The 12,629-nt window shown below is 39.4% G+C and carries 14 protein-coding genes; 9 read left to right on the top strand and 5 right to left on the bottom strand.

Annotated features, from left to right (window positions below):
* Positions 1-4: 4 nt before the first annotated feature.
* The 3 genes from G0028_RS00310 to G0028_RS00300 all read right to left on the bottom strand — a co-directional run bounded on the left by G0028_RS00310 (position 5) and on the right by G0028_RS00300 (position 4,921).
* Positions 5-2,353: a glycerophosphodiester phosphodiesterase gene (locus G0028_RS00310; protein WP_180047704.1), complete on the bottom strand. Its 2,349-nt coding sequence runs from the start codon at positions 2,351-2,353 to the stop codon at positions 5-7.
* A gap of 139 nt (positions 2,354-2,492) precedes the next feature.
* A complete protein-coding gene (locus G0028_RS00305; RefSeq protein WP_130075456.1) occupies positions 2,493-3,767 on the bottom strand; it encodes a replication-associated recombination protein A in 1,275 nt (424 codons plus the stop codon).
* Positions 3,768-3,862: 95 nt separating this feature from the next.
* Positions 3,863-4,921, bottom strand: coding sequence for an RNA-guided endonuclease InsQ/TnpB family protein (locus G0028_RS00300; protein ID WP_194088738.1), 1,059 nt, complete (start codon positions 4,919-4,921; stop codon positions 3,863-3,865).
* 20 nt (positions 4,922-4,941) lie between these two features.
* On the opposite strand from G0028_RS00300, the gene tnpA reads away from it, so the two are divergent.
* Positions 4,942-5,355, top strand: coding sequence for an IS200/IS605 family transposase (gene tnpA, locus G0028_RS00295; RefSeq protein WP_180047808.1), 414 nt, complete (start codon positions 4,942-4,944; stop codon positions 5,353-5,355).
* A 101-nt stretch (positions 5,356-5,456) separates the two neighbouring features.
* Here the strand turns inward: tnpA and G0028_RS00290 are convergent, their stop codons facing one another.
* Both G0028_RS00290 and G0028_RS00285 read right to left on the bottom strand, forming a co-directional pair.
* Positions 5,457-6,368, bottom strand: a complete 912-nt coding sequence (locus tag G0028_RS00290) for an alpha/beta hydrolase (RefSeq protein ID WP_180047810.1) — start codon at positions 6,366-6,368, stop codon at positions 5,457-5,459.
* A gap of 60 nt (positions 6,369-6,428) precedes the next feature.
* Positions 6,429-6,881 carry a YcgN family cysteine cluster protein gene (locus G0028_RS00285; RefSeq protein ID WP_130075489.1) on the bottom strand — a complete coding sequence of 151 codons (453 nt, stop codon included), beginning with the start codon at positions 6,879-6,881 and terminating at the stop codon, positions 6,429-6,431.
* A 192-nt stretch (positions 6,882-7,073) separates the two neighbouring features.
* Here G0028_RS00285 and G0028_RS00280 point away from each other — a divergent pair, with 192 nt between their 5' ends.
* From G0028_RS00280 to ahr, 8 genes are all read left to right on the top strand, one after another.
* Positions 7,074-7,232: a DUF1328 domain-containing protein gene (locus tag G0028_RS00280; protein WP_130075488.1), complete on the top strand. Its 159-nt coding sequence runs from the start codon at positions 7,074-7,076 to the stop codon at positions 7,230-7,232.
* A gap of 310 nt (positions 7,233-7,542) precedes the next feature.
* Complete coding sequence (locus G0028_RS00275; protein ID WP_130075487.1) at positions 7,543-8,283, top strand: dienelactone hydrolase family protein; 741 nt, start codon at positions 7,543-7,545, stop codon at positions 8,281-8,283.
* Positions 8,284-8,337: 54 nt separating this feature from the next.
* Positions 8,338-8,706 (top strand): HIT family protein, encoded by a 369-nt coding sequence (locus tag G0028_RS00270; protein WP_130075486.1) that lies wholly within the window; start codon positions 8,338-8,340, stop codon positions 8,704-8,706.
* A 116-nt stretch (positions 8,707-8,822) separates the two neighbouring features.
* On the top strand, positions 8,823-9,857 hold the full coding sequence (gene mutY, locus G0028_RS00265) for an A/G-specific adenine glycosylase (RefSeq protein ID WP_180047812.1): 1,035 nt from the start codon (positions 8,823-8,825) through the stop codon (positions 9,855-9,857).
* Between the two features lie 128 nt (positions 9,858-9,985).
* Positions 9,986-10,480, top strand: a complete 495-nt coding sequence (locus tag G0028_RS00260) for a M23 family metallopeptidase (RefSeq protein WP_227554800.1) — start codon at positions 9,986-9,988, stop codon at positions 10,478-10,480.
* A 32-nt stretch (positions 10,481-10,512) separates the two neighbouring features.
* Positions 10,513-10,758: a hypothetical protein gene (locus G0028_RS00255; protein ID WP_107009059.1), complete on the top strand. Its 246-nt coding sequence runs from the start codon at positions 10,513-10,515 to the stop codon at positions 10,756-10,758.
* 26 nt (positions 10,759-10,784) lie between these two features.
* Positions 10,785-11,339, top strand: coding sequence for a DNA-3-methyladenine glycosylase I (locus G0028_RS00250; protein WP_130075483.1), 555 nt, complete (start codon positions 10,785-10,787; stop codon positions 11,337-11,339).
* Between the two features lie 40 nt (positions 11,340-11,379).
* Positions 11,380-12,402 (top strand): NADPH-dependent aldehyde reductase Ahr, encoded by a 1,023-nt coding sequence (ahr, locus tag G0028_RS00245; RefSeq protein WP_130075482.1) that lies wholly within the window; start codon positions 11,380-11,382, stop codon positions 12,400-12,402.
* Positions 12,403-12,629 lie beyond the last annotated feature (227 nt).

The following is a 12,629-nucleotide window of genomic DNA, read 5'->3' as shown; positions in this document are numbered from 1 at the left end:
TTTTTTATTCAACCACCACTTTGATCGGTCTTGAAACCAAGTGATAGAAATTTTGTGCATCTAATTGTACTTTATAGCTTGCCAATACATAGCCCACACCTTTTTGAGTGAATTTTAGGCTGGTATTTTCCAAATGATGTGTCGGTGAGCCCGCCAAAACCACAAAGTTTTGCACTTTTGCATTCACTATTTTTTTATCTTGCTGCTGCAATTGGACATCTAAACTCAATGTTTGTCCACGTGCCACTTTCACTGTTTGAGGCGCTCGAATATCAACAATATAATGTGAATATTGCTGTATAAAATTGGTGGTAACCCCATTCAAACCCGCAATATAAAACTGTTTAAATGCTGCATCATTAAGATTCCAAGGCCAATAAGTCACTCCACGTTGTTGAGTATCTTGCACCACTGCCAATAATTCTTTTTGATAAACAGGATGATACGAGGCTGTATAATTTTGTACACTATTTAAAACAGTTTTCACATGATCTGCTGTGCTTTGCTGACTTGCAAATGCACCCGCCAACACACCTATTGAGACATCTGCAATTTCCCGATGCGCACGCTGTAACTGTTCTCGATTAAAAGAAGTAATCACCACTTGATCTGCAACTTTGTAACGTGCAATTTCTTGTTTTAATGCAGGAATAATCAAAGGATTATTACTTTTAATTTCAATCATTAAAACCACGTTCTTATTATTTTTAAATGCCTTAAAATATTCAGCGAGTGTTGGAACATGACGATTTTTTGTTTTGGTACGGAGTTGCTGAATCTGAGCAAGAGTCATGTCTTCGATTTTGCCTGTTGCATAGGTCGTCCGGTCAACCGTTGCATCATGCATAACAATAATCTGATGATCTTTACTGAGATAAATATCATTTTCAACAAGATCTGCCCCTAGATTTACTGCACGTACAGCACTTTCTAGCGTATTTTCATCCTCTAGACTCGGTACACCCCGATGTCCAATAATCAACGGTTGATGTAACAAAGTCTGTGCAGGAAGTTTCTTGAGCACTTGATTCAATAATAAATAATTGGAACTGATGACACCATTGGCACCTGAAATCATGACAGAAGCTGCTTCTACCTCATTCTTGGCAGAGCTCATGACCCAAACATTCATTAAACGTTGTTGGATATATTGCACAGACTTTTTAACTGCCAAATGTTCAGGCAAAATTACAACTTTTGCATGCGCTTGATTACTTTGTTGCACAATTTGATTTAAGTCACTCAAAGCATGACCTAACTTTTTGTTCTGACTAAAATCTAAAACCATTCGCACCGTAGGCAGTAAATCATGTGCTGTTTTTAAAAGATCAGAGGATGACGATACGATCATTAGATCAGAAATATCACGTGAAGCTGACCATTGTTTCAGTGCATTCAAAGTCGCAACATCTGAAACTTCTAAAATTGCTAAGCTTTTACGTTGCGGGTCTAACCAATATTGAGCAAATGACGCCTGTACTTGACCTGAGGCATTCAACAGATTGAGTTGTTGATTTAACTTAAGATAAAGCTGACCTGTCTGTATTTTTTGCTGCTCAGCATGGATCGTCACTTTTGGAATAATGGTTATCGCAGCAAATCCTTGATGATTTGGTGCAGTGGCCACATTTTGAATCGGTGTGATTATGGCAATCTGTGGTGTTGTTAATTTCACAGATTTTATTTTCATTTGTAAGCCTGCTGCAGAAAATCCGATCTCTCCCAAATCTTTTCTTTTTATTTCAGTATTTTGTAGTAAAACATCATTTAAATAATGTTTCACTTGCTGCCCTGAAACCCATAACGTTGCTTTATAGATTTTATTGGCTTGAATATCTTCAGAAAAAGCTGCTTTTGCTCGCACATGCCACTGACCATTTGCCAATTTTCCGCCCAGCTCAGTGCCGTTTTGTGCACGTGCATTTTGCCGTAGCGTAAACTGAGTATAAGCTTGTGGAATCACACCTTGTCCAAGTGCGATATCATAAATCAGTGCGCCCCAACGACTCGGATTGTTCACATCTTGCAAAGAAAACTCAACATCTAAACGATAATGACTTAAGTTTGCTAACTCAGAAGGCAATAAAATAGAAGTCGGCTCAAAGCTTTGTTTGCGCCCATCAACCCATAAAAAGCCATCTTTTATATAAATGCTACCTGCATTATTTCCGGGAATTTTCCAACCTTTGGGTAATTGTTTTATCTTAGAAAAATCAATTTCATAACGTATTTTTTCTAATTGTTCAGGACTTTTTTGTGCCGTTTCTTGCGGTTGAACAAGCACAGCTTGTGCCATACTTTGCTGTGAAAAAATACTCAAAACGAATAGGGCAGGAAAAATATAAACATGCATAGATCAAAATGATGCCGACCAAAATACACATTGTTTTAGGCTGATATTTTGGTCTTTCATTCCTTATTATCAATGAAGTGATTATTTTAAACCCATCTATAACAAAACACAGTATCTTAAATACCAATCGCCATTAAAATTACTGTTGTTGCTGTTCTTGTTGCCAACGGCGTTGCTGTAAACGCTCTCCTTCTACTTCACGTTTATTACGTGCAGATTCATATAATTTTGTGCCTTTAAGTTCAGGTGGCATGTAGTCCTGCAACACAAAATGTTCAGGATAGTTATGTGGATAGAGATAATCTACACCATAGCCTTGTTCTTTCATCAACTTCGTCGGTGCATTTCTTAAATGTAAAGGCACAGGCAGATTTGAGGTTTTTTCAGCGAGTTCTAGTGCTTTATTGATTGCTAAATAAGTACTGTTACTCTTGGCACTAGTTGCCAAATAAACCGCACATTGTCCTAAAATAATACGGCATTCAGGCATCCCCACCGCTTGTACTGAACGGAAACACTCTCCTGCAAGTAACAATGCATTGGGGTTAGAATTACCAATATCTTCCGATGCAGCAATCAGCATACGACGCGCAATAAAAACGGGATCTTCACCACCTTTGAGCATCCGCGCCATCCAATACAAAGTAGCATCAGGATCACTGCCTCGAATCGACTTAATAAAAGCCGAAACCAAATCATAATGTTGCTCACCTGATTTGTCATAACGGGCAATATTTTGCTGTGCCACTTTCACGACCACAGCATTTGTGACGATATTCTCTTGGTCTGGCTCAAATGTACTTGCCACTAAATCAATTAAATTGAGGGCTTTACGGGCATCACCTGCAGCAAACTGTATCAGTGCATCAAATTCTTCAATTTGAATATGACGGTCTTTTAAAAATTGATCCTGCTGAATCGCATTTTCAATCAAGCTTTGAATCGCCTCATTACTTAATGCATTTAAGCTATAAACCTGACAACGTGACAGCAACGCACTGTTGACTTCAAAAGATGGATTTTCTGTGGTTGCCCCTATTAAAGTGATTTTGCCTTTTTCTACAGCATTGAGTAATGCATCTTGTTGTGACTTGTTAAAACGATGAATTTCATCAATAAAAACCACAGGCGTAAGCAAATCACCACTTTCAGCAATCACCTCACGCAGCTCTTTTACCCCTGTATTGAGCGCAGATAAACTCACAAAAGGTCGATCAACCGCTTGCGCCAACAACAATGCAATCGTGGTTTTCCCTACACCCGGTGGTCCCCAAAAAATAATGGATGGCAAATGCCCTTGATCAATCATTTGACGCAAAGGGGCTTGTTCTCCAAGTAAATGATCTTGCCCAATAATTTCAGACAAATCACGAGGACGAAGGCGTTCAGGTAAAGGAATATGGGTGTCTGACATAGTTGTTTTTGCAAAATAAGAGCTGTTCATAGTCTACTATGGTTTAGACAATTGTCGATAAAATTCCCATGCGATGCCTTGACATCCTCCCCGACCTAAAGGACGGAGATTCCTCCTGCGAGACGCTCATGTCCGAGCGCAAGAATATTCAGTGCGGCATTTATATCCCGATCCCATGAGCTACCACACTCACAACACTGCCATTCTCTTATTCCTAAGCCTGCTCTACCTTTCGGACTACTGAAGCGTGAGCCACAGCACGAACACGTTTGGGTGGTATACGCTTCATTGACTTCTTCATACCATACACCTGCGTTCTCGCATTTATACTTGAGCATGGTTCTTAGTGTTGTCCAACTTGCATCTAACACTGACTTAGCTAATCTAGTCTGTGCTAATGCTTTGGCATTCACATTGCCAACGAAGATTGCTGCATGTTCATTCACCAATTTATGGCTGAATTGATGCAGCATGTTTTGACGAATATTTTTGATCTTGGCGTGAATCGCTTTAACACGTTTCTTATTTTTTGCACGTTGTGCAATGCCAAGTTTTTGTTCATATTGCCGATAGATTTTAGGCGCTTTCAACTTTACGCCATCTGAACAAGTCGCTAAATCTTTTAAACCTAAATCTATGCCAATCGAGGTTTTAGCGGTGGTTTTCTCAGTTTTAATTGAATCAATCACAAGGCAAACATACCAACGCCCACGGCTATCCTCGACAAATGAGCCTGTTTTAACATTGTATTTGCTGAGTCCGTAACTATCCCATAGTTTGAATTGATGCTTACCATATTGAACATAGCCATCAGCATATTTGATTGCTACTTTCTTGAATGGTATCCATCCTAAAGAGCGTCTAGCTGATTTCTTATTGCTGACACGCCATTTTAATTTTGATTTCTTGAATTGCTTGCGTCTTGTCACTAATTCTTCTGCAACTGCCTGTATGGTTTGGCTGTGCAAGTTACATTCCTTAGATGCACCTTTTGTATATTTTGCAATATCGTATGCTGAAAAGAATTGTTGTTTTCTTTGCAAGTGTTTAAAACACAAATCATTGACATAATTCCAAACAAAGTTTACCTCTAACGCTAGTTGGTCTAGTATCTTGCAATGTTTATCTTTTATGCGTAATTTAAGTGTCTTCATACTTAAAATATATTTGGCGTATGAGTACTAGTCAAGAAATTAGAACAGGTCGCCATTGTATTTTTAATATGCATGTACATTTAGTCTTTGTAGCTAAATATCGTAGAGATGTTTTTACCAAAGCAATGCAAGAAACGATGCGTGAAGTATTTGAGCGTGTCTGCTTAGACTTTGAAGCTGAATTGATGGAATTTGATGGAGAACATGACTATGTTCACTTACTTGTGAATTATCCGCCAAAAATAGCAATTTCTAGCTTAGTAAATAGTTTAAAGGGTGCTTCTAGTCGAATTTTACGAACCAAACACCCCGAAATTAAAAACAAGCTATGGGCAAATGCTCTGTGGTCACCTAGTTACTTCGCTGCATCATGTGGCGGTGCTCCGATTTCAATTATTAAACAATATATTGAGAGTCAGCAGACACCGCATTAGCAATCTTAGCTAATCCCCATAAGGAGGACTAGCGGATTGCAGCCTTATATCCCCGCTCTGAAGGGCAAGGTTTTACGGCTATTCAGATAAATCCTTCATCTTTAAAATAAACGGTTATATAACACCTCCATTAAGGAAGCTTGAAAAACATCACCATGACTAAGATTTGGATAAAGCAATAATTGGGTTTGGGTTTTTTTAGCGGCTAATGTACGAATCACTGCTCGATTATTTTCAATCAAATTAGCATCAAAGTTTTGACTTTGCTGTTGTCCATGTTCACTTGCAATATCACCTTCCATGATCCACAATTTCTTATTTTCAACCTGATGACCCGCTACATGCTGCAAGCTTTTTAACATTCGGTGCTCAGCCCAAGAAAGTGATGGGCTTGCTGCAATATAATAACTAAATGAATCACTGTGCATAAAACTATCTAAGACGAATAAACCACCATAAGAATGTCCCCACAAGACTGTACGTTGAGCATCGAGTTGCACCTGTTGATGCACCCAAGATTTGATTTGTTTTAAAATAAGTTCACGAAACTGCGCACTGCCGCCCGTCATACGCTCTGGATTTCGTGGATCAGGTTGTATGTTTCCTGTTGCATCTGCAGGCGTATAGTCCAATGCTCGTGCTTTCGTTTCAAAAGGCAAATTGGTGTCATAGCCAATCGCCACTAAGACAGGTGCATCACCCTGTGATAAATCTTTTAAGATATCGTCATTCAAACGAGCCATCACCGAATTACCATCGAGCATAAAAATGGCAGCTTGCTGCGCTTGACTAGATTGCTTGGGGATACCCAACCAAACTTTATACGTTCTTTTTTGGTCAACAGACTGAAATTTCTGTATTTTAAACTGATAGTACTTTGAGCCTTGCTCTGCGATATTTGCCCCCAAAGGCTGTAAATTCGGCTGTGCATGCAATGAAATATTTACAGTCAAAATCAATGTAAATAGCAATAAAATATGCCCAATCTGAATTTTATTTGGTGACTTTGACATCTGCAAGGCTCGCAATAGACAGCCTCTATTTTAATTTTATTTGATAATGATTATCAATATCTATCTCACCCAACGTACAACATACTCGTCAATATCCTCTTCATCAACTTCAGTTTCAGAAATACAACGCCCTGCTGCTGATTTTCGTGCTTGGATAATATTTTCTCTTGAGCCTGTATTTAAATAATGCCAGGTTGGTAATTTTTTACCTTCTTTTAAGCGTTGATATGCGCAACTCGAAGGCAACCAATAAATATGCTCTAATTTTTCAGGAGTCAATTGAATACAATCTGGAACATGTTGCATACGATTGGGATAATCTGAACATTGCGCCGTTTTACAATCTAATAACTGACATGCCACTTTGGTATAGGCAACTTCATTGGTTTCATCATCTTCAAGTTTGACCAAACAGCACAATCCACAACCATCACACAAAGCTTCCCACTCTGCTGGATTGAGTTCTGTCAGCGCATATTTTTTCCAAAATTCAGGACGTAATTCGGCAGGCATAATTCAAATTTAATCTGTGATTTAACCGTAAATCATAGCATTTTTAGGTGAGAATTATTTTAGATTTTCAAATTACAAATCATTTACTTAAATTTATACAATTTATACCTTTGCAACAAAACTCAGCTACATTGCAATCCTGCAGATTTTTATACTCGTATATGAACAGTATAAAAACATGGGAGAATAATTATGTTTCGTTGGGCGATTATCTTTGCAGTGATTGCACTTATTGCAAGTCTGTTAGGTTTTGGTGGTGTCGCTGGCATGTCTAAAGATTTTGCAGTGATCTTATTGGTTGTCGCAGTGATCCTTGCCATTGTAGGATTTATTTCACGCGGACGTGTCTAAGTTTCATTCCAGTATCATCAAAAAAAGAAGGAATATTCCTTCTTTTTTTATTTCTATATACGGCTCTTTGCTCATGAATGCTCATGTTTTTGCACGCCATCATGACAATTTTTTTAGAAATATGGAGTCATTTTTCTAAAACATCATTATATTATGTGATTATTCAATCAATAAATAAGATTGAACACCACTGCAATGCACATAATAATTTCTCACATTTCTATGTACATTATTGTGTATAAAGTCATTTGAAAACTCAAAAACTATGTTTTAATCAAAGTATTCTCAAAATTATACAAGGATTTATAGCATGGCAATGACGATTACAACACGTGAAATTTCTTATCAAGCCCAAGACGGCACAACGCTGATTGGTTATTTTGCAAGTCCTGTTTCTGATACACCAGTAGCAGGTGTGATCGTTGCGCCAGAATGGTGGGGTCGTAATGAATATACAGAACAACGTGCGCGTGAGCTTGCTGAACATGGCTATGCTGCCCTAGCCATCGATATGTATGGCGACAAGAAAGTCACCACAAATGTACCGCAAGCCAGTGAATGGATGACACAAACCTTTGAAAATGAAAATACCATTGTTGAGCGTGCAACTGCAGGCTTAAATACTTTGGCAGCTCAATCGGAAGTAGATGCATCACGTTTGGCTGCCATTGGTTTTTGTTATGGTGGCAAAGTGGTACTTGATCTCGCACGTACAGGAGCAGCACTTAAAGCTGTCGCAACCTTCCATGCTGCCAATGTTGCACCACGCCAAGCAGGTGATGCTCAAAATATTCAAGCTGAATTATTGGTTTTACATGGTGAATTAGACAGTATGTTATCGCTCGATGCGATTGCTGAATTTAAACAGGAAATGCATGCTGCTCACATCCCACATGAAGTTATTGTATTTGAAGGTGCTAAACACGGCTTTAGTAACCCTTTAGCAGATGAACGTGCAAAAGCAAATAATGTGGATCTAGGTTATAACGCTGAAGCTGAACAACAAAGTCTAGCTGCAATGTATGAACTGTTACAGCGCCAACTGAAATAAGGTTTACATTATATTAGACATTAAAAAATCAAATAATTTCGAGAGGATATTGAGATGACTGACTTAAACTGCCCTTATTGCAATTTTGACGAATACGATATTATTGCCAAAAATGAGTTTGGTGCAATTTTGCCTGAGCCAAATCCACTTTCGAAAGGGCATTCTGTGATTGTTCCTTTACGCCATATCACTTCTTTTTTTGATGTCTCTGAAAAAGAAAGAAAAAGCTTATCTAGCTTACTTGAACTGGCACGTAATGAATTAAAAATCCGTCATCAGCCAGCAGGTTTCCACATTGCATTTAATGATGGTGATGTCTTTGCTGATGAACATACTGAACATTTTCACATCCATATTATTCCCCGTTATCAAGATCAAGTTTTGGTCCTAGATCAACGTTGGGGCGTGACCTCTAAGCAATAATTTTTTTCTTTAAACTATCAAAGACGCTACGGCGTCTTTTTTAATCTCAATATTCTCTCACATGCACTCTCCTAAGTTTCGCTATACTAATACCCTCTTTTTCATTCGAAGTCAGCATGTCGCAGTTTTCATTTTCAGATGCACTCCTCACATGGTTTGACCAACATGGTCGTCATGATTTACCTTGGCAAGTCGCGGATGATCCGTACAAAGTATGGGTCTCCGAAATCATGTTGCAACAGACGCAAGTGAAAACTGTCTTACAATATTTTGAGCCTTTTATTGACCGTTTTCCAACTGTAGATGACTTAGGCAAAGCTTCTTGGGATGACGTTGCTCCGTATTGGGCAGGTTTAGGTTATTACGCTCGTGCACGTAATCTGCATAAAGCAGCGGCTATTGTCAGCCAACAAGGACATTTTCCTGCAAAGCTTGAACAATGGGTTGAGCTACCTGGTATTGGTCGTTCAACGGGGGGCGCGCTGATGTCTCTCGGTTTACGTCAGTATGGCGTGATTATGGATGGCAATGTCAAACGTGTATTGGCACGTTTTTTTGCCATCGAAGATGATTTGAGTAAACCCATTCATGAACGGGAAATGTGGCAACGTGCAGAAGCACTGTGCCCAACTGAACGTAATCATGATTATACGCAAGCCATTATGGATTTGGGTGCAACCATTTGTACGCCGAAAAAACCGCTATGCCTATATTGCCCAATGCAACAACACTGCCAAGCGCATCAGCAAGGTTTAGAAACAGAACTGCCTTATAAGAAGCCGAAAAAGCCTGTCCCTGTAAAAACAGCCAAAGTTTTACTGATTCAGTCAGACCAACAATGGTTATGGCAACAACGTCCAAACAGTGGTTTATGGGGTGGTTTATGGAGTTTACCTATTCTTGAGGATGATGCTGAATTTGAAAACATCTGTAAGCGTTTTAAGCTGATTTCTAAAGTTAAACCTGTACAAATTTCACATAGCTTTACCCATTTCACCTGGATTTTAAATGCTCATATTTTCCAGATTGAGCCTGATCAACAGGAATATCTGCAAGCAGAACTGAGCGGTGAATGGCTTTCGCCACAAAAAGCTACACAAATGGGCATTCCAACTGCCATGAAAAAATTGATCTCAGCGGTTGAGATATGACATAGTCAGACACGGGTATTCACCACTTATTTTCAATTTTCATCTGTACTTTTAAAACTTGAACAATGAATAAATTAGGATTTCTCGTGTCATTTTATTTTCGTTATAGTTTGCTTGTATGTTTTGCAATGTTCATCAGTGCTTGTACCACTACACCTAAAAAACCAAGCCCTTTACCTCAAAATACGATTTTAAAACTAAAATCAATGTCGATGCCAAACCGCTTACCTATTCCTGTAGAAGGAATCAAAGCAAAAAATTTGACTGACACTTGGGGAGCATCTCGTAGTGCAGGACGTAGTCACGAGGGTATTGATATTTTGGCTCCACGTGGAACAAAAGTTTATAGTACCACTGAAGGCTTAGTGACTAGCCTCAAAGGGAATAACTTAGGTGGCACAGTCATTTGGATCATGGGGCCGAGTGGGGCTTATCATTATTATGCACATTTAAATGGACATAAACGTGGTTTAAAAGAAGGCGACTATGTCCGTCGTGGTGAACTAATTGGCTATGTCGGCAATACAGGAAATGCACGACATACTGCCCCTCATTTGCACTATGGATTATACTTAAACGGTAAAGGGCGTGGCGCAGTCAACCCTTACCCTTATTTAAGATAGTTTTTTATTTAAAAATCAGTTAGGAATATTCCATGTCAGAAGCAGTGCTTGAGCGTTTGGTTGAATTTGCAGAATCAGGCAATCAACAAAAAATTGTCTTTAATGGACAAAGCCATCAAGGCTGGATTATGGAAATCACCGATGAAGCTTTGCTGATCAGTACAGGTTTTGCAGATAAGACAGGTAAAGATTTGTGGCTAAATTTCAACGAGCTGCAACAGTCTGAATTATTTTATTGGGACAATAAAACCGATCAATGGGTCGAATTTAAACTTTAAAAAATAAAATTCAGGAGCACTTAAAAATGACAAATAAGCGTTGTGGCTGGTGCTCCAATGACCCGATTTATATCCATTACCATGATCATGAATGGGGCAAGCCCAATCACAATGAACAGCATTTATTTGAAATGCTGTGTCTAGAAGGACAGCAAGCAGGTCTGTCATGGATTACCGTCCTGAAAAAACGCGAAGCTTATCGGACGCATTTTTTTCATCGTCCTATTGCTGAAATTGCGCAACTGACCGATCAGCATCTTGACTATAAATTACAGGATGCAGGTCTAATTCGTCATCTTGGTAAACTCAAAGCCATTCGTGACAATGCCATCGCTTGGCAAAACATGAAAGCTGAAGGTTTAGATCCTGTCCAATGGCTATGGGATTTTGTCGATCAGAAACAGCAGATCAATGATGTACCTGACTACAAACTCGCCCCTGCTCAGACTGAAATCAGTCAGCAGTTATCGAAAACCTTAAAGAAAAAAGGCTTTAAATTTGTTGGACCAACCACAGTCTATGCTTTTATGCAGGCGGTAGGTATGGTCAATGACCATGAAAATGATTGCGCATTTCGCTGATATTTTTCATTAAAAACTCAAAATAACAGGAAGGATTCACATGACAGATAATACCATCCATGCTTATGCAGCTTTGCAAGCAGGTGCCACACTTGTACCTTACACATTTGATGCAGGCGAATTACAAGCGCATCAAGTTGAAGTCAAAGTCGAATATTGCGGACTTTGTCACTCCGATGTTTCCGTGATCAACAATGAATGGGGCAATGCTGTTTATCCTGTGGTGGGTGGTCATGAGATTATTGGTACGATTACTCAACTTGGTTCAGAAGCCAAAGGCTTAAAAGTCGGACAGCGTGTCGGCATTGGTTGGACTGCGGAAAGCTGCCAACACTGTGACCCTTGTGTCAGTGGTCAACAAGTCCTTTGTACAGGGGGTAAAACAGCGACCATTGTTGGGCATGCAGGTGGTTTTGCCGATAAAGTCCGTGCAGGTTGGCAATGGATTATTCCTCTACCTGAAGACCTAGAACCTGAAAGTGCAGGACCTTTACTGTGTGGGGGGATCACTGTATTTGACCCCATTTTAAAGCATCAGATTCAAGCCATTCACCATGTTGGTGTCATTGGCATTGGTGGTCTAGGTCATATGGCGATTAAACTACTGAAAGCTTGGGGCTGTGAAATTACAGCTTTTACCTCAAGTCTGGATAAGACCGATGAACTCAAAGCCATGGGCGCAGATCATGTGGTCAATAGCCGTGATGTTGATGCTTTAAAAACACAACGTGGCAAATTTGATCTGTTACTGTGTACAGTCAATGTCAGCCTAGATTGGAAAGCCTACCTGAACACACTTGCACCCAATGGTACGATTCATATGTTGGGTATGGTTCTTGACCCAATGCCAATTCCTGCGGGAACTTTAATCAGTGGCGCAAAATCAGTGACAGGCTCACCAACGGGTTCACCATTTGCCTTACGTCAATTGCTACAGTTTGCTGCGCGTAAAAACATTGCACCACAAATTGAGCTTTATCCGATGTCAAAAATTAATGATGCTTTGGAGCGACTACACTCAGGACAGGCACGTTATCGCATTGTGTTAAAGGCGGATTTTTAAGTCAGATATCCAAATTACAGATCATTTTAAAATACTTATAATTCATAATTAAAATTCCCTCTCCTTTCAGGAGATGAGAAACACTGTTTCGTAAGGGGAAAGGTAATTAAAAACCTTCCTCCTCTTGCTACTCATCTTTTTCAAAGAGGAGAATGTTACGTATTGGCTAGACGTCTAATTCGCAAAGCTCCTCCCTTTTTCAAAGGTGAGCAGTATTACTGCGCAAG

The organism is Acinetobacter piscicola (assembly GCF_015218165.1).
GTDB classification, from domain to species: domain Bacteria; phylum Pseudomonadota; class Gammaproteobacteria; order Pseudomonadales; family Moraxellaceae; genus Acinetobacter; species Acinetobacter piscicola_A.
The sequence above is the reverse complement of the archived record's forward strand: the minus strand, read 5'-3'. Positions and strand labels throughout refer to the sequence as shown.

What these genes read in the sequence shown, in the direction of transcription:
- G0028_RS00310 (WP_180047704.1), bottom strand. Translation starts at nt 2,353, where the DNA reads ATGCATGTTTATATTTTTCCTGCCCTATTCGTTTTGAGTATTTTTTCA.
- G0028_RS00305 (WP_130075456.1), bottom strand. Translation starts at nt 3,767, where the DNA reads ATGTCAGACACCCATATTCCTTTACCTGAACGCCTTCGTCCTCGTGAT.
- G0028_RS00300 (WP_194088738.1), bottom strand. Translation starts at nt 4,921, where the DNA reads ATGAAGACACTTAAATTACGCATAAAAGATAAACATTGCAAGATACTA.
- tnpA (WP_180047808.1), top strand. Translation starts at nt 4,942, where the DNA reads ATGAGTACTAGTCAAGAAATTAGAACAGGTCGCCATTGTATTTTTAAT.
- G0028_RS00290 (WP_180047810.1), bottom strand. Translation starts at nt 6,368, where the DNA reads ATGTCAAAGTCACCAAATAAAATTCAGATTGGGCATATTTTATTGCTA.
- G0028_RS00285 (WP_130075489.1), bottom strand. Translation starts at nt 6,881, where the DNA reads ATGCCTGCCGAATTACGTCCTGAATTTTGGAAAAAATATGCGCTGACA.
- G0028_RS00280 (WP_130075488.1), top strand. Translation starts at nt 7,074, where the DNA reads ATGTTTCGTTGGGCGATTATCTTTGCAGTGATTGCACTTATTGCAAGT.
- G0028_RS00275 (WP_130075487.1), top strand. Translation starts at nt 7,543, where the DNA reads ATGGCAATGACGATTACAACACGTGAAATTTCTTATCAAGCCCAAGAC.
- G0028_RS00270 (WP_130075486.1), top strand. Translation starts at nt 8,338, where the DNA reads ATGACTGACTTAAACTGCCCTTATTGCAATTTTGACGAATACGATATT.
- mutY (WP_180047812.1), top strand. Translation starts at nt 8,823, where the DNA reads ATGTCGCAGTTTTCATTTTCAGATGCACTCCTCACATGGTTTGACCAA.
- G0028_RS00260 (WP_227554800.1), top strand. Translation starts at nt 9,986, where the DNA reads ATGTTCATCAGTGCTTGTACCACTACACCTAAAAAACCAAGCCCTTTA.
- G0028_RS00255 (WP_107009059.1), top strand. Translation starts at nt 10,513, where the DNA reads ATGTCAGAAGCAGTGCTTGAGCGTTTGGTTGAATTTGCAGAATCAGGC.
- G0028_RS00250 (WP_130075483.1), top strand. Translation starts at nt 10,785, where the DNA reads ATGACAAATAAGCGTTGTGGCTGGTGCTCCAATGACCCGATTTATATC.
- ahr (WP_130075482.1), top strand. Translation starts at nt 11,380, where the DNA reads ATGACAGATAATACCATCCATGCTTATGCAGCTTTGCAAGCAGGTGCC.